The following is a 22,022-nucleotide window of genomic DNA, read 5'->3' as shown; positions in this document are numbered from 1 at the left end:
AAACCATTGGAAATCAATTCTTTACGAGTTTTTCCAATGGTTTTTCTTGTTTTATAATAATCCGATAAAAAGTAACAAAGCTGACAGAGCAATAAAGGCTAGGGTTGATAGACCACGTTGGCCTGGGCTGTAAATCTTTCGTTCTCCTCGAACTGGGAAGACGATAGCTAGTAATGCGCCACCGACAGCTCCACCTACGTGTCCAGCAAGGCTAATACCTGGCATTAAAACGCTACCTACTAGATTGATGACCAAGAGGGAAAGGTAGGATTGCCCGAGCTGTTGGAGATAGGGATTGCGTGAAGCATAACGAAGAACGACAATAGAGGCGAACATACCGTAGAGAGCAGTTGAAGCACCCGCGGTAATAGCATTAGGGCTAAAAACGAGGACAAAGAGATTTCCCATCATACCTGATAAAAGGTAGATAAAGAAAAACTGTTTGGAGCCAAAGATTTGCTCCATCTGACGTCCTAAGAAGTAAAGGGATAGCATATTGACTAAAAAGTGCTCCAAGCCAATGTGAACAAAGGTTGCCGAGAATAGGCGCCAGATTTGTTCAGGCATGGCCTTAATTGCTGGGGGATAAACAGCTCCGAATTTATACAAGGTAGCTGCGCTTGTGTAATTGAAACCACTGGTTAGAAACATGAGTATAAAAACCAGGGTGGTCACGAGAAGAAAGAAGCTCGTGACAGGATAACGACGATCAAAAATTTCTTTCATAGATGAGCACCTCTTCAACGGGAATATCATGTGGATCAGGATGGAAATCCTGAATCTGACAAGGATAAAGTGTACTAATGGTGTGACCAGAAAAATGCTCCAAGTAACGGTCGTAGTAGCCACCTCCGTAACCAACTCGATAGCCAGAAGTGTTGAAAGCTAAACCGGGAACATGGATCAAGTCAATCTGAGACGGCTCAAAGACAATAGCTTCCCCCTGTGGTTCAAGAAGTCCAAAAGAATTTCTTTCGAGTTTCTCTGGTTCATATAGAACAAAGTCCATTTTCCCATGTGGATAGGTTTTGGGAATGAGGATAGTCTTTCCATTTTTTTGAGCTTCTTCAATGAGTCTAGCTGTCTGAAATTCATGAGGAAAAGACAGGTAAGTGGCGATGGTTTTTGCTTCCTTGTAGAAGGGATGTAGAAGTAGTTGCTCAGTCAACCAAGCGCCCATGACTTCCTTTTCTTCTTTGGATAGAGATTTGAGTTCTTGCAAGACCTGCTTGCGTAAGGCTTTTTTCATTGTTTACTCCGCAGCTTTCTTGGCTAAAAAGCTTGATACAGCCTCAACACCGACAGCCAGAGCTTCTTCCTTAGGACTCATCTGTGGATGGTGAAGAGCATAAGGGCTGTCAATGCCAAGCCAGAACATGACACCAGGAACCTTAGAGAGAAGATAACCAAAGTCTTCTCCTGTCATGGCAGGTTCGATGTCGATTAGTTCAATGCCCTCTTTTTCATCAAAGAAAGTCATCAATTCCTGGGCTAATTTAGGGTTGTTTTCGACAGGTAGGTAACCTCCCTGCTTGAGTTCAACTTCCAAATCCATATCAAAAGCAGCTGCGACACCTTCAGCGATGGCTTTGACACGTTTTTGTACCAAGAGACTCATATTGTGTGTAAGAGCTCGAATGGTTCCATGCAGGAAGGCTGTATCAGCGATGACATTGTTGGTTGTACCAGCTTGAAAAACACCGAAAGTGACGACAGCTCCCTCGATAGGGTCGACATTACGACTGACGACCGACTGAACTTGAGTGACAAAATAGCTAGCTGCAATCAGAGCGTCGTTTGCTTGATGTGGAAAGGCAGCGTGACCGCCTTTACCCTTGAAACGAATCTTGACTTCGCAAGTTCCTGCAAAGAGTGTATGGGTATTGGTCGCAATTTGTCCAACTTTTAAGTCTGGACGGACATGGAGTCCATAGAATTGGTCAGGCAACCAGTCGCCAAAGGCATCGTCTTCATACATGAGCATGCCGCCGGCTTCGTTTTCCTCGGCAGGTTGGAAGAGAAAGAGGAGATTGTTTTTGGGTTGGTTTTCTAGAGCACGTTCGAGACTTCCAAGGGCAATGGTCATGTGAAAATCGTGTCCACAAGCATGCATGCGGTCTGGGTGTTGAGAGGCAAAAGGAAGGCCTGTTTGTTCAACGATTGGGAGTCCATCAATGTCTGTCCGCCAACCAATGGTACGTTCTGGCTGACTTCCCTGCAAGTAAACTAAAATACCTGTCTGCCAGGTCCGAATCTGAACAAAATCCTTGCCAGCTGTTAATGTTTCAATGACATTGAGTAAATAAGCTTGAGTCTTGAATTCTTCTAAACCAATCTCCGGAATTTGGTGAAGATCGCGTCGAGTTTGAATTAAATCTAACATATCTAATTTCCTTCTATTGATACGAGAAAGAGGCTGGAAATATTTCCGCCTCTGTTACTAATTACAAGGTGCGAAGCGCATCTTCTAGCGCTGTTTTTTGTTGGGTTTGGCTATCGATTTCTTTGATAACACGAGCTGGAACACCAGCTACCACAACATTTTCTGGAACATCTTGAGTGACGATGGCACCTGCAGCGACAACAGAACCGCTACCGATTTGAACACCTTCGATGACTACAGCGTTAGCACCGATGAGTACATTATCACCAACACGGACAGGCTCTGCACTAGCTGGTTCGATAACACCTGCAAGAACAGCTCCGGCACCGACGTGACTATTTTTACCGACAATAGCACGTCCGCCTAAAATAGCTCCCATATCAATCATAGTGCCAGCTCCGATTTCTGCACCGATATTGATAACAGCTCCCATCATGATAACAGCGTTGTCGCCAATCTCAACCTGGTCACGGATAATAGCACCTGGCTCGATACGAGCATTGATGTCGCGTTTATCAAGGAGAGGTACAGCTGAGTTGCGAGCGTCTTGCTCAACAACATAATCTTTATTTTCTGTTAGTCCTTCAAGAAAAGGTGCGATATCCTTCCAGTCTCCAAAGAGAACATTTCCAAGCTTGGTAACAGAAGCAGGGATAGATCCAGTAAGTTGCCCCTCAAAGGTCACTTTTACACTTGTCTTTTTCTCAGCATTTGCGATAAATTGGATAATTTCTTGTGCATTCATTTTTGTAGCAGTCATAGATGTCTCCTCACTCTTTGTAATGCTTACTATTCTACCAAAAAAGGCTTTAAAATTGAAGCCTTAAGTGTTAAAAGAAGATTCTTTTAGTTTGTCCTTTGATTCTTCGATGGATAAGAAGATCATGGGAATAATAATCAAAATCATAGCTAATAGCAGGTAGCCGTCCAAGACAAGACCTAGAAATAGAACGCTTAGAATAGCAGAGGATAGCGGTTCACTTGCACTGACCACTGACACCACCAATGGGGATACGAGTGATACAGCCTTCATAGATAGGAAAAAGGCAAAAGCTGTTCCCAAAAAGGCAATGGTCAAACAAATCAAGATGCTCACCCAATCCAGCTGAAAACTAATTCTATAAACAGGATAGAGAAAATTACTAAAGAGTCCAGCCAGCATCATTCCCCAACCAACAGTAGGAACAAAACCATATTTTCGAGCAAATGTCTGGGGTAAGATGACATTAAACATGACGCCCAGCGCACTGAGAAGTCCAGTTAATAAAGCGATAGGAGTGATGGATAACTTAGAAAGATCGCCTTTGGTAGCCATCAAAAAGACCCCAAGCATAGCAGTTAAAACATAGAAGATTGCTTTTTTAGAAGCTTTTTTCTTGTAGATGATGCGGTTGTATATGAGAATGAAGACAGGGCTGATAAATTGTAGGATGGTTGCAGTTGTCGCATTAGAGTATTCTACACAGAGATAGAAGAAATACTGAACAGAGAAAATTCCTAAGATGGCATAAGCCAGAAAAGGCAGGTAGTTTTTGCGCTTTCTCCAGATATCGAATAGCTGTGAGCGAAACTTAAAGCTAGACAAGATGAGCACGAAACCACCTGCAAGGCTTAGTCGCATGGAAGTAATCCAGCCGGATGATACTTGATAATGCGTAAAGAAGAATTCTCCTAAAATGCCACAAATACCCCATATTAATCCAGATAGGAGGGAGTAAATGGTTCCCTTAAAAATATTCTTTTGATACTGATTCATATAAAAGTCGAGTTAGGACAAATACTCTTGATAATAGATGTACTAGCGTTGGGATCTATTCGAAGAAGAGTTGTTGCTACTGTTATTACTGTTACTGTTACCGTTGTTATTATTGTTGTTGCTACTGTTATTACTGTTACTGTTACCGTTGTTATTATTGTTGTTGCTACTGTTATTACTGTTACTGTTACCGTTGTTATTATTGCTGTTGCTACTGTTATTACTGTTACTGTTACCGTTGTTATTATTGCTGTTGCTACTGTTATTATCGTTATTGTTATCTTGTTTTATTAGATTTCCAACAATTGTATTCCAAGCATGTCGATAGTCAGCCTCACTACCACCAATTGCAAAGTGGAAGGTCGTAGTTGGGGCACCAGCTTGGTTGGCCCAGTAACTTGTAACAGTCTCTCCACCAATTTCGTAATCTTTTCCGTTGAGATTAACTCGTCCTGGCTTTTGACCAGTTGATTTAAGAACTTGAGAAGAAGTTACACTTGAATCAAGGCTGAAACGCTCAGTTCCCCAAGCAGAAGGAGAAGCTTGTTGAATAGCATTTACCAGATTAGCCATGTACTTAGCATTACGGAAGTATGCGCCGTTAGCTAGGGGACTATTATCATCGTGACCAACCCAGCCTCCAAGAGTCAATCTTGGAGTTGAAAGCATGAGCCACATATCACCTTCTTCGTTAGTTGTACCAGTTTTACCGATCCAATCAGCACCTGCTAACTTAGAATTGATGGAAGCAAGATCGCTTTGGAAGCTTGTGGTTACCCGTGATGAAAGAACGTCTCTCAATAGACTTTGCATAATGGTTGCAGTAGCTTTAGAATAGACCTGAACAGGTTCGTCTTTATGCTCATAAATGACCTCGCCATTGCTTTTTTCGATTTTCGAAATCATGTATTTTTTATGGTAAACTCCATTATTAGCAAGTGTTTGATATCCATTTGTATGTTGAGCTACAGTAACTTCGATTCCTCCACCCATAGGAAGACTTTCAATGCCGTATTCTGGGATCTCATAGCCCATTTTTTCCATGTAAGAACGGACATCAACTCCTTTTTCACGGAGCATACGATAGGTCCAGTAGGCAGGGATGTTCCATGAATAATTGAGGGCTTCCTTAAGGTTTATCATAGCTGTTCCTGGACTGTTGACGTGCATGATAGGGGTTCCGTTAGCAAAGTTGGTAGGATAGTTTGATAGGATACTAGCACTTCCCATCAATCCTTGGTCAATAGCAATACCATAAGCTAATAGTGGCTTAGTAGTAGAGGCAGGAGAGCGTTTAGTATCAAAAGCATGATTATTTTGATTGTTTTGGTAATCTCGTCCGCCTATAAAACCTAAAATTGCTCCTGTTTGATTATCCATTAAGACATTTCCAACTTCAGGTTGACCTGAGCTATCATCTACAAGGTAACCATAGTTTGCGACTGCATTTTGCATAGCCGTATGGATTGTTTTATCAATGGTAGTTGTGACTCGATAACCTCCATTTTTAATCTCTTTTTCAGCTAATTCATGGTAAGATTTTTGGATGGATTCATTTTTGAGTTCTTGTTCAGAAACGTTATCTTTTTTGACCATATAATCATACATGAGGTTAGTAGCTTCATTGAGTGCAGTGAAGTAGAGGAATCCTTTCGCAGCTACATCTACATTTTCTGCAGGCAAGAAATCTTGCTTGATGTCATAAGCTTTATAGGTTTCGTAGTCTTCTTGGCTGAGAACTCCAGTTCGGTACATATTGTAGAGAACATCTTTGGAGCGCTTGATTCCAAGTTCCATATCTTCTTCACTCTTCATTTCACCAGTCGCTTCATAAGGAGAGTAGGAGATAGGACTTTGTGGCAAACCCGCTATAAAGGCTGCTTGTGGAACACTAAGTTGATTGGCGTCAACCCCAAAAATCCCTTTAGCAGCTTGTTGAGCACCTGCGATATTTTGACCTTTATTGTTACGACCAAATGGAGCGACGTTGAGATAGGTAGTTAGAATTTCATCCTTACTCATGGCTCGCTCTAAGGCCAAGGCATTCACAATCTCACTTGCTTTACGAGCAAGTGTAGGAGCATCACCCACTACTTGTTGTTTGATAAGTTGCTGTGTTAGGGTAGATCCTCCACTAGAGGAACCAAGGCCGATGAATTTTCCTAGACTGGCACGAATCACAGCTTTAGGAACGACACCATTGTGTTCCGCAAAGTGTTCATCTTCGGTTGCAACAATAGCTTGTTTGAGATTATCTGAAATAGCGTCAGATGTAACAGAAGTTCGAAGGAGGTCACTTTCGATTGATCCAATTAAGGAGCCGTCTGCATATCGAATGTCGGAGATAGATGAGATATCATTCACTTGTTTGACCAGATCTTCTGTCTGAGGAATGGTTACTTTGTCAAATAGAGAAACAGCATAACCCAAAACAACCCCAGTACCTAAAAGTCCACCAATGAAGGCGATGATAAATAGGGTATTAAAGGTTGCTTTAATTCCCAGCAAGATATTGGCAAAGATTGCCCAAATACTAGTTTTGGTTTGTTTTTTCTTCTTAGAATTATTACGACCAATTTTGCCTAAATCTATTTTTTTAAGTTTTGTTTTTAGGAACTGAAGGAAAGCCAGTCCTTTTTCTTTATATTCTAACAATTTATTCTTCATTTATTTCTTCACCTCTTATTATTATACCATAAAAGCATCTGTTTTAAGAAATTAGTCTTAATATAGGTTTAGAGGTGCTTAGCAACAAAAAAACCAGGTATACTCAACCTAGTTTTAAAGATTTATTTCTCCTCTGAAAGTTCTTTTCCAAGATCAATCAAGTAGTCTTTTAAGTGATCTTTGACTTGAGGATGTTTGAGGGCGTATTCAATGGACGTCTTCATAAATCCAAACTTATCTCCGACATCGTAACGTGCACCTTTAAACTCGCGAGCAAATACTCGTTGGGTTTTGTTGAGGGTATCGATAGCATCTGTTAGTTGGATTTCATTTCCCGCACCAGGTTTTTGATTTTCAAGAATACCGAAAATCTCAGGTGTGAGAAGGTAACGGCCGATGATGGCTAGATCACTTGGTGCGTCTTCAGGTGCTGGCTTTTCAACGAAGGTTTCAACACTGTAAAGACCGCCATTTCCTTCCCCTTGAGGAGCGATAACACCGTATGAAGAAACTTCTTCATGTGGGACAGGCATCACAGCGATAGTAGAAGCATGAGTTTGCTCATAATCATTTATAAGTTGTTTGGTCAATGGAATAGCACTATCATCTGTGATATCCATGAGGTCATCTCCAAGCATAACCACAAACGGTTCATTTCCAACGAAAGCTTTGGCTTGTAAAACGGCATCTCCGAGTCCACGTGGGTGTGTTTGACGGATGAAGTGAAGGCGCATACCAGTTGTTTCGTCAACTAGTTTTAAAAGGTCGGTTTTTCCTTTTTCCTTAAGGTTGTACTCTAGTTCAAAGTTTGAATCAAAATGGTCTTCGATAGATCGTTTTGATTTCCCTGTTACTACAAGAATATCCTCAATTCCAGATTTAAGGGCTTCTTCAACGATGAATTGAATAGTTGGTTTATCCACGATTGGCAACATTTCTTTGGCCAAGGCTTTGGTTGCTGGAAGGAAACGAGTTCCAAGCCCCGCAGCAGGGATAACAGCTTTTCTAACTTTTTGCTTCATGAGCATCCTTTCTAACGGTGATTATGACCACTCGTTTTCCGCTTTGAACTCAGTACTCATGAGTTCAGCAACGGCATCCTTAATATTAACATTTTCATAAATAACTTGGTAGATGGCTTGGGTGATTGGCATATAAACTCCAAGTTCTTGTGCCAATTCGTAAGCCGCTTTGGTTGTTGAAATTCCTTCGATGACCATTCCCATATTGGCTTCGATATCTGCCAAGGCTTCACCACGTCCAAGAGCATCTCCAGCACGCCAGTTACGTGAGTGGATAGAAGTTCCGGTAACAATCAAATCTCCAACTCCAGAAAGTCCACTGTAAGTTAACGGATTTGCACCAAGCTTGACACCAAGACGGGTAATTTCTGCAAGGCCGCGCGTGATAATAGCTGCCTTTGCATTGTCTCCAAAGCCAAGTCCATGAAGGGCTCCTGCACCAACGGCAATGATATTTTTAAGAGCACCAGCTGTTTCTACTCCAATCACATCTGTATTGGTATAAAGACGGAAGTAGTGGTTGCTAAAGAGTGTCTGGACATATTGAGCAGTTTGTAAATCCTTGGATGCAGCCGTGATCAAGGTAATGTCACGTACAATCGTTTCTTCTGCATGGCTAGGACCAGATACAACTACAATCTCACTACGTAACTCTTCAGGGATTTCTTCTTCTAGAATGGTTGAAAGACGTTTGTGACTATTGGGCTCGAGACCTTTTGAAGCATGCATGACCACCACTTTATGATCCAAAACAGCAGCCACTTGTTGAGCTACCAATCTGGTCACCTTAGTAGGTACCACAAACAAGACAGCATCAACACCCTTCAATGCTTCTGCCAAATCATGATAGGCCACAATTTCATCGTCTAATACAATATCCTTAAAATAGCGTTTGTTAGTATGTTGTGTATTAATTTCATCAATTTGGTCAGGAATATTTCCCCAGATACGCACTTCGTGACCATTGTTATTAAGAACTTGTGACAGTGCAGTACCCCAAGAACCAGGCCCTAAAACAGCGATGGTTTGTTTGTTCATATTTTCCTCCTTCTGAGAAAGCACTTTCCTATATTCTACCATAAAAAGGACTATCATGCATCTATATTATTTAATATGAAATTTTTATCAGGATATTTATGTAAATAGGAAAAAATTCAAAAAAAGACAGTAAAATAGTCGAATATTCATGGGTCAAAACGATAAAAAACACGAAAAGAGGAACAATATTTTTTCTAAAAATGGTATAATAGGAGCATCACGAAAATTGGAGAGACAGCATGAGTTTTTACAATCATAAAGAAATCGAGCCTAAGTGGCAAAAATACTGGGCTGACCATCACACCTTTAAGACAGGAACAGACGCTTCAAAACCTAAGTTTTATGCGCTTGATATGTTCCCTTATCCATCTGGAGCAGGTCTGCACGTAGGGCACCCAGAAGGCTATACAGCGACAGATATTCTCAGTCGTTACAAACGTGCGCAAGGCTACAACGTCCTTCACCCAATGGGTTGGGATGCTTTTGGTTTGCCTGCAGAGCAATATGCTATGGATACAGGGAATGACCCAGCGGAATTCACAGCAGAAAACATTGCCAACTTCAAACGCCAAATCAATGCGCTTGGATTCTCTTACGACTGGGATCGTGAAGTTAATACTACAGATCCGAACTACTACAAGTGGACGCAATGGATTTTCACCAAGCTTTATGAAAAAGGCTTGGCCTATGAAGCGGAAGTGCCAGTAAACTGGGTTGAAGAATTGGGAACAGCTATCGCCAACGAAGAAGTTCTTCCTGACGGAACTTCTGAGCGTGGTGGCTATCCAGTTGTCCGCAAACCAATGCGACAATGGATGCTTAAAATTACTGCCTATGCTGAGCGTTTGCTCAATGACTTGGATGATCTTGACTGGCCAGAGTCTATCAAGGACATGCAACGCAACTGGATTGGTAAATCAACTGGTGCTAACGTAACTTTCAAAGTAAAAGGGACAGACAAGGAATTCACCGTCTTTACGACACGTCCGGATACCCTCTTTGGTGCGACCTTCACTGTTTTGGCACCTGAGCATGAACTAGTAGATGCCATCACAAGTCCTGAACAGGCTAAGGCTGTAGCAGACTACAAACACCAAGCCAGCCTCAAATCAGACTTGGCTCGTACTGACCTTGCCAAGGAAAAAACAGGGGTTTGGACGGGTGCTTATGCTATCAACCCTGTCAATGGCAAAGAAATTCCAATCTGGATTGCGGACTATGTTCTTTCTAGCTATGGAACAGGTGCTGTTATGGCCGTACCTGCCCACGACCAACGTGACTGGGAATTTGCTAAACAATTCGGCCTTCCAATCGTAGAAGTGCTGGAAGGTGGAAATGTAGAAGAAGCTGCCCACACAGAAGATGGCCTTCACGTCAACTCTGACTTCTTGAACGGGCTTAACAAAGAAGACGCCATTGCTAAAATTGTAGCTTGGTTGGAAGAAAACGGCTGTGGTCAAGAGAAGGTGACTTACCGTCTCCGCGACTGGCTCTTTAGCCGTCAACGTTACTGGGGTGAACCAATCCCAATTATTCATTGGGAAGATGGAACTTCAACAGCCGTTCCAGAAAGTGACTTGCCACTTGTCTTGCCAGTCACCAAGGACATCCGCCCTTCAGGTACTGGGGAAAGCCCATTGGCCAACTTGACAGACTGGCTGGAAGTGACTCGTGAAGATGGTGTCAAAGGTCGTCGTGAAACCAACACTATGCCACAATGGGCTGGTTCAAGCTGGTACTACCTCCGTTACATTGATCCACATAATACAGAGAAATTGGCTGATGAGGATCTCCTCAAACAATGGTTGCCAGTAGATATCTACGTGGGTGGTGCAGAACACGCCGTTCTCCACTTACTTTACGCTCGTTTCTGGCATAAATTCCTCTATGATATCGGTGTTGTTCCAACCAAAGAACCATTCCAAAAACTCTTTAACCAAGGAATGATCTTAGGAACAAGCTACCGTGACCACCGTGGTGCTCTTGTGGCGACTGATAAGGTTGAAAAACGTGACGGTTCCTTCTTCCACGTGGAAACAGGGGAAGAATTGGAGCAAGCACCAGCTAAGATGTCTAAATCCCTCAAGAACGTGGTTAACCCAGACGATGTAGTGGAACAATACGGTGCTGATACCCTTCGTGTCTATGAAATGTTTATGGGACCACTCGATGCTTCTATCGCTTGGTCAGAAGAAGGTCTGGAAGGAAGCCGTAAATTCCTTGACCGTGTTTACCGTTTGATTACAAGTAAAGAAATCGTTGTGGAAAACAATGGCGCTCTAGACAAGGTTTATAACGAAACCGTTAAGGCTGTCACAGAGCAAATCGAGTCCATGAAATTCAACACAGCCATTGCCCAACTTATGGTCTTTGTCAATGCGGCGAACAAGGAAGACAAACTCTATGTGGACTACGCCAAAGGCTTTATCCAATTGATTGCCCCATTTGCGCCTCACTTGGCAGAAGAACTCTGGAAAACAGTGGCAGCAACAGGCGAGTCTATCTCTTACGTAGCTTGGCCAACATGGGACGAAAGCAAATTGGTTGAAGACGAAATTGAAATCGTCGTCCAAATCAAAGGGAAAGTCCGTGCTAAACTCATGGTCGCTAAAGACCTTTCACGCGAAGAATTGCAAGAAATTGCTCTGGCTGACGAAAAAGTCAAAGCAGAGATTGATGGCAAGGAAATCGTTAAGGTGATTAGTGTACCGAACAAACTTGTAAATATTGTTGTGAAATAAATTTAAAAGTCCTTCAGAGCTAAGTTCTGGAGGACTTTTTGTAGATCACCTGTGAGATGTGATATACTATTTACATCTTTAAAGTTATAAAAGTAAGATAAGGAGAAACCAATGCCAGTAAACGAATATGGTCAGATGATTGGTGAACCTGTAGACGACACACCTGGAGTTTTGCCTTCACTTGTACGTATAGAAGGACAGTATACGATTATCGAAGCTCTATCGGTGGAAAAGCATGCAGAGGATTTATTAGCTGTCTATAGCCCAGATAGCCCTCGTGAGATGTGGACCTACCTCTTTCAGGAGCCAGTGGCAGATATGGAGGAACTGGTTAGTCTTTTAAATCAGATGTTGGCTCGTAAGGATCGCTTTTACTATGCGATTATAGATAAGGAAACTCGCAAGACCTTGGGAACTTTTTCGCTCATGCGCATTGACCAAAACAATCGCGTGATTGAAGTTGGCGCGGTGACCTTTTCTCTGGCTCTCAAACAGACTAGGATGGGAACAGAAGCCCACTATTTGCTAGCGCGTTATGTCTTCGAAGAGCTCAACTATCGCCGTTATGAGTGGAAATGTGATGCACTAAATCTACCTTCTAGAAAAGCAGCAGAGCGTTTGGGCTTTGTCTATGAAGGAACCTTCCGCCAAGCTGTTATCTATAAAGGTCGCACCAGAGATACGGATTGGTTTTCCATGATCGATAAGGACTGGCCTCAAGTCAAAGCTCGCTTGGAAGCGTGGTTGCATCCTGAAAATTTTGATAAAAATGGGCAGCAGATAAAATCGCTTAGGCAATGTTAGAAAGGTTCTACTATGATAAAATTTACAAAAGAAACATCTATTTCAATTGATGACGTTTTACATCTCTATCAGGCAGTTGGTTGGACAAACTATACCAATCAGCCACAGATGTTGGAGCAGGCCTTGTCTCATTCGCTAACGACTTATCTTGCCCGTGATGGTGAGGAAATCGTTGGTTTAGTGCGTCTGGTTGGAGACGGTTTTACATCCGTTTTTGTCCAGGATTTGATTGTTTTGCCTAGTTATCAGCGCCAAGGGATTGGAAGTAACTTGATGAAAGAAGCCTTAGCTGACTATAAGGATGCCTACCAAGTACAACTAGCGACTGAAGAGACAGGAAAAACTTTGGGATTCTATCGTTCTCTGGGGTTTGAAACCTTATCTACTTATGATTGTACAGGAATGATTTGGGTGAATCGAAAAAACTTAAAATAATTCTTTTATCTTAAGTTAACTTTAAGTCTTCTCTTGTATCATATAGTTATTAAGTAAAGACCTCCTAACTTTATTTAATAGAAATCCTAAACTTTTCTTTTTCATAATAATCTCCCTAAAGAAGCCACCAAATCAGGTGGCTTTTTTTATGTTCAAATGCAGAAGTTTTAAGGTAGAATTGACCACATAATCATCCATTTCGACCACATAACACCAAACTATATTTTTTCTTTCTCCTTTTTGTTAAACTGAAGGTGTAAAAAGGAGGAAGGGAATATGATTTTACAAGCAAAAGGCCTCACTAAGAAGTATGGAGACCATACAGTAGTTAGAAATATAAATTTAGAGTTTAAAAAAGGGAGTTTTAATGCAATATTAGGACCTAACGGGGCTGGGAAATCGACCACGATTTCAATGTTAATCGGACTTAAACGAGCAACTAATGGTCAAATCATCTATGCGCCCAATACTAGGATTGGAGTTGTTTTTCAAGCAAGTGTATTGGATGAAAAGTTGACAGTCAAAGAAAACCTAACCATTCGAGCCCAGCAGTATAAGGGGATTAAAGGTGGTCGTGTGGAAGATTTAATCAATCAACTAGGGTTGACTGCTTTTCAGAAACAACTTTATGGAACTTTATCAGGAGGACAGAAACGTCGAGTTGACATTGCTCGGGCTCTCCTATCCAATCCCGATATTTTATTTCTAGATGAGCCTACGACTGGACTAGATATTCAGACTCGCAAATCCATTTGGGATTTATTGTATCGTCTACAAAGAGATGAAGGGATGACTATTATCTTAACGACTCATTATCTGGATGAAGCAGATGAGGCAGATCAACTTTATGTTATAGATCATGGAAAGGTTATTGCCCAAGGTTCTGCTACTGAGATTAAAAGTGAGTACGCTTCCAATCTTTTAAAAATTTGTTTTAAAGATAAGCAGGTGGAGAAATTCTTACCTAAAAATATGACTGTGGAAAAGGAAAATGAGTTTGAGTATAGTCTTTATCCTAAGAGCCAATTAGAAGCTATTGATTATTTGACTCAAGTTCGTGAGAAGATTGCTGGCTTTGAATTTCGTCCAGGAACTATGGATGATGCCTTCATAGCCCTTACAGGAAGAGAGGTGCGCTAATGTTTGCCTTATTAAAACGTGATTTTTTGTTGTATTTTCGTAATCGTTCAGGAGTCTTTTTCTCATTACTGGGAGCTTTGATTTCCTTTCTACTCTATATCATTTTTTTGCAGAAAAATTTGATGGATACCTGGTCCCAACTTCCTGATAATAAGAGTCTATTAAATAACTGGCTGATGGGTGGAACCTTGGCTGTGACTGGGATTACAACCAGTTTTACAGCTTTGACCCAGATGGTACAAGACCGTGAAAATCAAGTGGATCAGGATCTCTTTTTGACAGATTTAGGGAGCTGGGGTTTGCAACTGTCTTATCTTATTAGTAGCCTTATCATTTCCTTTGTTATGCAAGCCTTTATGCTTATTGTTATGAGCCTTTACTTTCAAGAAATTCAAGCTATGAGTAAGCTATTTGAAATAAGTTTAATCATGCTGCTAAGTAGTCTCCTTTCAACATTGGTAAATGTACTCTTGATTTATCATTTCCAGTCAGTAGATAGTCTGGGTAAATTGGCTACAATTGTAGGTACAGCTTCAGGATTTTTAGTAGGAACTTATGTACCAATGGGAATTCTTCCTAACTTCGCTCAAGTTCTCATGAAGTGCACACCGGCTACCTATCTTGCTTCTCTTTATAGACAGGTCTTAATGAAGGAGCAATTAGAAACTACATTTATGGGGAATAGTAGTTTATTAGAAGAATTTCAAGAAAAATTAGGAATCCGGCTTAATTGGCAGAACCTTTTAACAAAGGAAGAAACATACTTAATAGTGGTGAGTATCTGCCTCCTAACTTTTCTGCTTTGGCTGGTAGTAGTTAAAATCTCTAGCAAAAAAATAAAATTTATAGGTTAAGCTAACTTTAAGTCTTCTCTTGTATCATATGGATATTAAATAAAGACCTCCTAACTTTATTTAATAGAAATCCTAAACTTTTCTTTTTCATAATAATCTCCCTAAAGAAGCCACCCAATCAGGTGGCTTTTTTGTTTGTCTACTAGATTTTTGCTATAATAGGAACATGAGTAGAATTTTAGATAATGAAATCATGGGCGATGAGGAGTTGGTAGAACGTACCCTCCGTCCCCAATATTTACGTGAATATATCGGACAAGACAAGGTCAAGGATCAGCTTCAAATCTTTATCGAGGCAGCAAAAATGCGTGATGAGGCACTGGACCATGTTCTTTTGTTTGGCCCTCCAGGTCTCGGGAAAACAACCATGGCTTTTGTCATTGCCAATGAATTGGGAGTCAATCTCAAGCAAACGTCTGGTCCCGTTATCGAAAAAGCCGGTGATTTGGTAGCGATTTTGAATGACTTGGAGCCAGGAGATGTTCTTTTTATCGATGAGATTCATCGCTTGCCTATGTCAGTAGAAGAGGTGCTTTACAGTGCTATGGAAGATTTCTACATCGACATCATGATTGGAGCAGGGGAAGCTAGTCGTAGTGTCCATCTAGACTTACCACCTTTTACCTTGATTGGTGCGACGACACGAGCAGGGATGCTCTCAAATCCTCTTCGTGCCCGTTTTGGAATCACTGGTCACATGGAATACTATACCCATGACGACTTGACAGAGATTGTCGAGCGGACGGCAGATATCTTTGAGATGGAAATCACTCATGAAGCAGCTTCGGAGTTAGCTCTCCGTAGCCGTGGGACTCCTCGTATCGCCAATCGTCTTCTCAAGCGCGTGCGTGACTTTGCGCAGATTATGGGCGATGGCTTGATTGATGATGTGATTACGGATAAGGCTTTGACCATGCTGGATGTAGACCATGAAGGTTTGGACTATGTGGACCAGAAAATTCTCCGTACCATGATTGAAATGTACGGTGGTGGTCCTGTCGGTCTAGGTACCCTTTCGGTTAATATCGCTGAAGAGCGTGAGACGGTAGAGGATATGTACGAACCTTACCTGATCCAGAAAGGCTTTATCATGCGAACTCGTTCAGGACGGGTCGCGACAGCCAAGGCTTATGAACATTTAGGGTATGAATACATTGAAAAATAAGACTGAAATTTTAGACTCTTTTAGGGAAAATTCTGACATGATGGCTATTTTGACCATCATCCGTGACTTGGAGTTGAAAGATTCCTGGTTGGCAGCTGGTTCAGTTCGAAATTTTATCTGGAATCTTTTGTCAGATAAACCAGCCTTTGATCGTGAAACGGATGTGGATGTGATTTTCTTTGACCCAGATGTGAGTTATGAAGAAACGCTGGCTATAGAGAACAAGTTGAGAGAAGATTTTCCCCAGTACCAATGGGAATTAAAAAATCAGGTCTATATGCACCAACACAGTCCCCATACGCCTCCGTATAGAAATTCCTGCGATGCCATGAGTAAATATCCTGAACGTTGTACGGCAGTAGGACTTCGCTTGCAAGCTAACGCAACTTTAGAGCTTTTTGCGCCTTATGGTTTAAAGGATATTTTGAACTTTCAAGTTCGTCCAACTCCTCATTTCATAGAAAATCAAGACCGAATGAAGCTTTATCAACAGCGTTTATCTAAGAAAAACTGGCGAGAAAAATGGAAAAATCTTACAGTTAAAAATACTTAAGGAAACTTTAAGATAGGAGCTGTATACTTATCTCATAAGTTAAGAAGAACTTAACTTATACTCCTAAAACTTTTTCATAATAATCTCCCTATAAAAAAATTAAGTCGCCCAATCAGGCGGCTTTTTTTGTTCTAAGTCTATGCTTTTTCATGATATAATAGCCCTATGAGATTAGATAAATTTTTAGTTGCCTGTGCTGTCGGTAGCAGGACGGAGGTCAAAAACTTTCTAAAGGCTGGGCGCGTGACGGTCAATGGCAAAAAGGAAAAATCAGCCAAACTGCAAATTAATGAAGAAGCAGATGAGATTTGCTTTGATGGGCAAGTTTTACACTATGAAGAGTTTGTCTACTATATGATGAACAAGCCACAGGGGGTTATCTCAGCGACTGAAGATCCCAAACACAAAACTGTACTGGATTTGTTGGATGACTTAGCTCGTTCAAAGGAAGTTTTCCCAGTAGGACGTTTGGATATCGATACGCATGGACTCTTGCTCTTGACCAATGATGGCCAGCTGGCTCATGCTCTTCTTTCACCAAAACGCCATGTGGATAAGACTTATCTGGCGCAAGTCAATGGAATCATGACGGATGAAGACATTGAGACATTTGCCAAGGGCATTCCGCTCAAGGACTTTACCTGCCAACCTGCCAAGCTGGAGCTTGTGTCTATGGATGTAGAAAAGAATCAAAGTCTGGTTCGTGTGACCATTGCAGAAGGGAAATTCCACCAGGTCAAACGCATGGTAGCTTATTGTGGCAAGGAAGTGGTAGACTTGCAACGTCTGACTATGGGAACTTTAACCTTGGATGAAAATCTGAAACCTGGGGAATGGCGTCGCCTAAGTAAGGAAGAACTAGAAGCTTTGCTTGAAAGTGTCAGCTAGTGATAGCAGTACCATGAAATATTAGGAAAATGCGAGGAAAATATCCTTGCCTTTTTCAGTTTTTGGTTGCTTCCTTTGTGAAAAGAGTTATAATAGACAGTAAGAAAAAAGGAGGATTTTATGAACGCGATTCAAGAATCATTTACAGATAAATTATTTGCTAACTATGAAGCAAATGTAAAGTACCAAGCTATCGAAAATGCTGCTAGCCACAATGGAATTTTTGCAGCCCTCGAGCGTCGTCAAAGCCATGTCGACAACACACCAGTTTTCTCACTTGACTTGACTAAGGACAAGGTCACTAACCAGAAAGCATCTGGTCGTTGCTGGATGTTTGCGGCACTTAATACTTTCCGCCACAAACTCATCTCTCAATACAAACTTGAAAACTTTGAATTGTCACAAGCGCACACCTTCTTCTGGGACAAGTATGAAAAGTCTAACTGGTTCTTGGAGCAAGTGATTGCGACTGCAGATCAAGAATTGACTAGCCGCAAGGTTAGCTTCCTACTCCAAACTCCACAACAAGATGGCGGACAATGGGATATGGTAGTTTCTCTCTTTGAAAAATACGGTGTCGTACCTAAGTCTGTTTATCCAGAATCTGTCTCATCTAGCAGCAGCCGTGAGCTAAATGCCATCCTTAACAAATTGCTTCGTCAAGATGCTCAAATCTTACGCGACCTCTTGGCTTCTGGCGCTGACCAAGTGACTGTTCAAGCTAAGAAAGAAGACCTCTTGCAAGAAATCTTTAACTTCCTTGCCATGTCACTAGGGCTTCCACCACGTCAGTTTGACTTTGCTTATCGCGATAAGGACAACAACTACAAAAGCGAAAAAGGCATCACCCCACAAGAATTTTACAAGAAATACGTTGACCTTCCACTAGAAGACTACGTTTCTGTCATCAATGCTCCAACTGCTGATAAACCTTATGGGAAATCTTACACAGTTGAGATGTTGGGAAATGTCGTTGGTAGCCGTGCGGTTCGTTACATCAACGTACCGATGGAACGCTTGAAAGAATTGGCGATTGCCCAAATGCAAACAGGAGAAACTGTCTGGTTTGGTTCAGATGTCGGTCAGCTCAGCAACCGTAAAGCAGGGATTCTTGCGACAGATGTTTATGATTTTGAATCAAGCATGGATATTCAACTCACTCAAGACAAGGCTGGACGTTTGGACTACAGCGAAAGCTTGATGACCCACGCTATGGTCTTGACAGGTGTTGATTTGGATGAAAATGGTAAATCAACTAAGTGGAAAGTTGAAAACTCATGGGGAGACAAGGTTGGTACAGATGGTTACTTTGTTGCCTCAGATGCTTGGATGGACGAATACACTTACCAAATCGTTGTTCGTAAAGAATTACTAACAGCAGAAGAACGAGCTGCTTATGAAGCAGAACCAATCGTACTTGCACCTTGGGATCCAATGGGTGCCTTAGCAGAATAAAAGAATACAAAAAAGAATCAGGTGATAATCCTGATTCTTTTTTTATTTGTAAATTCTCGCCGAGATTACATGATACCGAAGAAACGAGCTGCGATACCAACTGCAAAGAGGGCAAGGATGATTGTGATTGGAGATACTTTTTTCTTAAGCAACCACATGCAAAGGAAAGTAAGGAGAAGTCCCATCAATCCTGGAATCAATGAGTTCAACTGACCTTGAAGGGTTTGTGGTTGAACGCTATCCAAGCTCATACCACTAAGTGCTTGACCAAGAATACCCTTCAATTCTCCACCTGTAACAGCACCTTCTGGGAAGTTGATGTAGGCACCTTCTGATAATTGTTTACCTGGAAGGTTGATAGTGAAGTTGATGGATACCCAACGTTGTACAAGAACGGCAAGGATGAACATACCAAGGATAGAAGCTCCTTTAGTGATGTCTTTCAAGATACCACCTGACATGTCTTTAGTGATTTCAGATCCAGCCTTGTAACCAAACTCTTGTGTGTACCATAGGAAAGACATACGGATTGCATTCCATCCAAAGAAGAAGAGAAGTGGTCCAACGATATTACCAGTTGCAGCAAGTGATGCACCAAGGGCACCAAGGATAGGACGAACTGTAAACCAGAAGACTGGGTCACCGATACCAGCAAGAGGTCCCATCATACCGATCTTAACACCTTGGATAGCAGCGTCATCGATTTCAGTACCGTTAGCGCGTTCTTCTTCAAGTGCAAGAGTAACCCCCATGATTGGAGCAGCTACGTATGGGTGAGTGTTGAAGAATTCAAGGTGACGCTCAAGAGCAGCTGCTTGGTCTTCTTTTTTAGTGTAAAGTTTCTTGATAGCTGGGATCAAAGAGTAAGCCCAACCCAAGTTTTGCATACGTTCGTAGTTCCAAGAACCTTGAAGGAATTGTGAACGCCACCAAACTTTTTGGCGATCTGATTTTGATAATTGAATTTTTTCAGCCATGATTGTTCCCCTTTCTAGTAGTCTTCTAGGATATCACCGATTGGATCGTTAGAAGTTGCAGCTCCTCCGCCACCGTTTCCACCTTGTTTAGAAAGGTTGAGGTAGATGAAGGCAAGAGCAACACCGATGACACCAAGGGCAATCAAAGTCAATTGAGAGATTGCTGCAAGAGCAAAACCGATAGCAAAGAATGGCCATACTTCACGAGTAGCCATCATGTTGATAACCAAAGCGTAACCAACGGCAACGACCATGGCACCACCGACAGCCATACCACCGTTCAACCAGTCTGGCATCAATTTAAGAGCATCTTGAACAGCAGAAGCAGGGATAGCGATAAGGAAGGCTGCAGGAACAGCGATACGAAGACCTTGAAGAATAAGGGCAAAGTAGTGAGCGCGTTCAACAGCTGCAATGTTTCCTTCTTTAGCAGCAGCATCTGCAGTGTGAACCAAACCAACTGAGATTGTACGAACGATCATAGTCAAGAAAAGTCCAGCTACGGCAAGAGGGATTGCAGTTGCAGTTGCGACTGCGATACCTTCAGTAGTAAAGTTACCACCCTTAATCATGATGATTGCTGCAGCAACAGAGGCAAGAGCAGCGTCAGGAGCTACGGCAGCTCCGATGTTAGCCCAACCAAGGGCAATCATTTGAAGTGATCCACCAAGCATAACCCCTGCTTCGAGGTTACCAGTTACAAGACCGATGAGGGTACATGCAACGATTGGTTGATGGAATTGGAATTGGTCGAGGATACCTTCAAGACCTGCGAAGAAGGCAACAACTACAACCAAGATAGCAGAAATGATTGAAATATCTGACATGGTTTTATTCCTTTTCTATTTAATGTTAATTATTGAACGTTAGCTTTGCTAATCAAGTCAAACAAATCTTTTTTCGTGTCGTTTGGTACTTTACGTACGTCAAATTCAACACCAAGGTCACGCATTTTTTCAAATGTAGCAACGTCGTCTTTGTCCATTGACAATACGTTATTGACCATTGTTTTACCAGTTGAGTGAGCCATTGATCCAACGTTAAGAGTCTTGATTGGTACACCGCCTTCGATAGCACGAAGGGCATCTTGAGGTGTTTCAAACAAGATAAGGGCGTGTGTTTCACCAAAACGAGGGTCTTTTGCAACTTCAATCAATTTTTGGATTGGCACAACGTTAGCTTTTACTCCGTTAGGAGCAGCTTGTTTAATCAATTCTTTACGAAGATCGTCGTTTGCAACGTTATCTGAAGCAACGATGATACGGTCTGCTTTTGAATCTGGTGTCCAAGCAGTTGCGACTTGTCCGTGAAGAAGACGTGTGTCAAGACGAGCAAGATTGATTTTCAATTTACCGTCTCCGATAACTGTTCCTTCTGGGATAGCAGCTTGGGCTACAGGAGCAGCTGCAGCAGGTGCAACTTCCTCAGTTGGGTTTAGCTCTTCTGGAAGAGCCTTGATGCCATCTTTGGCTTCTTTAATGATGTTCGCAGCGACTTTATCCACTCCAGCATTAGCATCCATCAGGCGCTCTGTGTAGGCTTGGATCAACATCGGCAAGTTAAGTCCAGTGATGATGGCAAATTTACGCTCAGGATTTTCTCCCATTACGCGGCTAGCTTGGTTAAATGGAGAACCACTCCAAAGGTCAGCCAAGACTAGAACCTCATCTTCTGCGTCAAATGCAGCCACAGCATTGTTGAATTTGGCGTATAAATCATCTGGACCTTCGTTTGGCATAAAGGTTACAACTTGAACCTTTTCTTGTTCACCAAAGATCATAGATCCTGACTGATGAATACCCGCGGCAAATTCACCGTGACTCGCAATAATGATTCCGATACTCATTATTGTCATTCCTCCTTATAAATTGTTTGACTTGTAGTTTAAGAAAACTTTAAGACTCTTTAAGTATAAACCGTTTTCAGCAAAAAATCAACTACTTATAATAAATGCTAAAAAGAGAAAGAAAAATCCATTTTTAAAGATATTGATATATCAATATTTATTGAAGCTATTTATCGAACGATAAAAAAATTTAATATAAAAAGGTCGATGAACAGAGTCTTGGTTTACTTATTCTAACCTTGAAACTCAATAATCCACTAGTTGCTTGAAGAGTGTGGATAGGGCAAATGAGGTTTTC

20 protein-coding genes are annotated in these 22,022 nt (G+C 41.7%); 9 read left to right on the top strand and 11 right to left on the bottom strand.

Annotated features, from left to right (window positions below):
• Positions 1–51: 51 nt before the first annotated feature.
• The 8 genes from ACWPVF_RS08155 to ACWPVF_RS08120 all read right to left on the bottom strand — a co-directional run bounded on the left by ACWPVF_RS08155 (position 52) and on the right by ACWPVF_RS08120 (position 8,866).
• Complete coding sequence (locus ACWPVF_RS08155) at positions 52–726, bottom strand: rhomboid family intramembrane serine protease (RefSeq protein WP_414308075.1); 675 nt, start codon at positions 724–726, stop codon at positions 52–54.
• Positions 710–1,249, bottom strand: a complete 540-nt coding sequence (locus ACWPVF_RS08150; protein ID WP_414308074.1) for a 5-formyltetrahydrofolate cyclo-ligase — start codon at positions 1,247–1,249, stop codon at positions 710–712. Before ACWPVF_RS08150 ends, ACWPVF_RS08155 begins: the two co-directional genes overlap by 17 nt.
• A gap of 3 nt (positions 1,250–1,252) precedes the next feature.
• A complete protein-coding gene (locus tag ACWPVF_RS08145) occupies positions 1,253–2,383 on the bottom strand; it encodes an N-acetyldiaminopimelate deacetylase (RefSeq protein WP_414308073.1) in 1,131 nt (376 codons plus the stop codon).
• A 61-nt stretch (positions 2,384–2,444) separates the two neighbouring features.
• Positions 2,445–3,143, bottom strand: coding sequence for a 2,3,4,5-tetrahydropyridine-2,6-dicarboxylate N-acetyltransferase (gene dapD, locus ACWPVF_RS08140; protein WP_414308072.1), 699 nt, complete (start codon positions 3,141–3,143; stop codon positions 2,445–2,447).
• A 63-nt stretch (positions 3,144–3,206) separates the two neighbouring features.
• Positions 3,207–4,139, bottom strand: a complete 933-nt coding sequence (locus ACWPVF_RS08135; RefSeq protein ID WP_414308071.1) for a DMT family transporter — start codon at positions 4,137–4,139, stop codon at positions 3,207–3,209.
• A gap of 42 nt (positions 4,140–4,181) precedes the next feature.
• Entirely contained in the window at positions 4,182–6,806 is a 2,625-nt protein-coding gene (gene pbp1b / locus ACWPVF_RS08130) for a penicillin-binding protein PBP1B (protein WP_454385593.1), read from the bottom strand.
• A gap of 122 nt (positions 6,807–6,928) precedes the next feature.
• Complete coding sequence (gene galU, locus ACWPVF_RS08125; protein WP_045613910.1) at positions 6,929–7,828, bottom strand: UTP--glucose-1-phosphate uridylyltransferase GalU; 900 nt, start codon at positions 7,826–7,828, stop codon at positions 6,929–6,931.
• Between the two features lie 21 nt (positions 7,829–7,849).
• Positions 7,850–8,866: an NAD(P)H-dependent glycerol-3-phosphate dehydrogenase gene (locus tag ACWPVF_RS08120; RefSeq protein WP_454385590.1), complete on the bottom strand. Its 1,017-nt coding sequence runs from the start codon at positions 8,864–8,866 to the stop codon at positions 7,850–7,852.
• Between the two features lie 239 nt (positions 8,867–9,105).
• Here ACWPVF_RS08120 and leuS point away from each other — a divergent pair, with 239 nt between their 5' ends.
• From leuS to pepC, 9 genes are all read left to right on the top strand, one after another.
• Positions 9,106–11,607, top strand: a complete 2,502-nt coding sequence (leuS, locus tag ACWPVF_RS08115) for a leucine--tRNA ligase (protein ID WP_414308068.1) — start codon at positions 9,106–9,108, stop codon at positions 11,605–11,607.
• Between the two features lie 111 nt (positions 11,608–11,718).
• A complete protein-coding gene (locus ACWPVF_RS08110) occupies positions 11,719–12,411 on the top strand; it encodes a GNAT family N-acetyltransferase (protein ID WP_454385588.1) in 693 nt (230 codons plus the stop codon).
• A 12-nt stretch (positions 12,412–12,423) separates the two neighbouring features.
• Complete coding sequence (locus ACWPVF_RS08105) at positions 12,424–12,846, top strand: GNAT family N-acetyltransferase (protein WP_454385586.1); 423 nt, start codon at positions 12,424–12,426, stop codon at positions 12,844–12,846.
• A 276-nt stretch (positions 12,847–13,122) separates the two neighbouring features.
• Positions 13,123–13,986, top strand: a complete 864-nt coding sequence (locus ACWPVF_RS08100) for an ABC transporter ATP-binding protein (RefSeq protein WP_454385584.1) — start codon at positions 13,123–13,125, stop codon at positions 13,984–13,986.
• On the top strand, positions 13,986–14,840 hold the full coding sequence (locus ACWPVF_RS08095) for an ABC transporter permease (protein WP_454385582.1): 855 nt from the start codon (positions 13,986–13,988) through the stop codon (positions 14,838–14,840). The genes ACWPVF_RS08100 and ACWPVF_RS08095 overlap by 1 nt, the downstream gene beginning before the upstream one ends.
• Positions 14,841–15,006: 166 nt before the next feature.
• Positions 15,007–16,005: a Holliday junction branch migration DNA helicase RuvB gene (ruvB, locus tag ACWPVF_RS08090; RefSeq protein ID WP_006151318.1), complete on the top strand. Its 999-nt coding sequence runs from the start codon at positions 15,007–15,009 to the stop codon at positions 16,003–16,005.
• Positions 15,986–16,558 carry a nucleotidyltransferase family protein gene (locus tag ACWPVF_RS08085; protein ID WP_454385579.1) on the top strand — a complete coding sequence of 191 codons (573 nt, stop codon included), beginning with the start codon at positions 15,986–15,988 and terminating at the stop codon, positions 16,556–16,558. Before ruvB ends, ACWPVF_RS08085 begins: the two co-directional genes overlap by 20 nt.
• A gap of 165 nt (positions 16,559–16,723) precedes the next feature.
• Positions 16,724–17,446: a pseudouridine synthase gene (locus ACWPVF_RS08080; protein WP_414308064.1), complete on the top strand. Its 723-nt coding sequence runs from the start codon at positions 16,724–16,726 to the stop codon at positions 17,444–17,446.
• Positions 17,447–17,566: 120 nt separating this feature from the next.
• Positions 17,567–18,901 carry an aminopeptidase C gene (gene pepC, locus ACWPVF_RS08075; RefSeq protein WP_414308063.1) on the top strand — a complete coding sequence of 445 codons (1,335 nt, stop codon included), beginning with the start codon at positions 17,567–17,569 and terminating at the stop codon, positions 18,899–18,901.
• A gap of 65 nt (positions 18,902–18,966) precedes the next feature.
• Here the strand turns inward: pepC and ACWPVF_RS08070 are convergent, their stop codons facing one another.
• Genes ACWPVF_RS08070 through ACWPVF_RS08060 form a run of 3 tightly spaced genes read right to left on the bottom strand, consistent with a single transcriptional unit; the run spans position 18,967 to position 21,724 of the window.
• Entirely contained in the window at positions 18,967–19,878 is a 912-nt protein-coding gene (locus ACWPVF_RS08070) for a PTS system mannose/fructose/sorbose family transporter subunit IID (protein ID WP_006149277.1), read from the bottom strand.
• 14 nt (positions 19,879–19,892) lie between these two features.
• Positions 19,893–20,705 carry a PTS mannose/fructose/sorbose transporter subunit IIC gene (locus ACWPVF_RS08065; protein ID WP_045613769.1) on the bottom strand — a complete coding sequence of 271 codons (813 nt, stop codon included), beginning with the start codon at positions 20,703–20,705 and terminating at the stop codon, positions 19,893–19,895.
• Between the two features lie 29 nt (positions 20,706–20,734).
• Positions 20,735–21,724 (bottom strand): PTS sugar transporter subunit IIB, encoded by a 990-nt coding sequence (locus ACWPVF_RS08060; RefSeq protein ID WP_454385576.1) that lies wholly within the window; start codon positions 21,722–21,724, stop codon positions 20,735–20,737.
• Positions 21,725–22,022 lie beyond the last annotated feature (298 nt).

This window comes from Streptococcus sp. Marseille-Q7087, from assembly GCF_965111935.1.
Note: the sequence above shows the minus strand (reverse complement) of the source record. Positions and strands in the feature narration are given on the sequence as shown.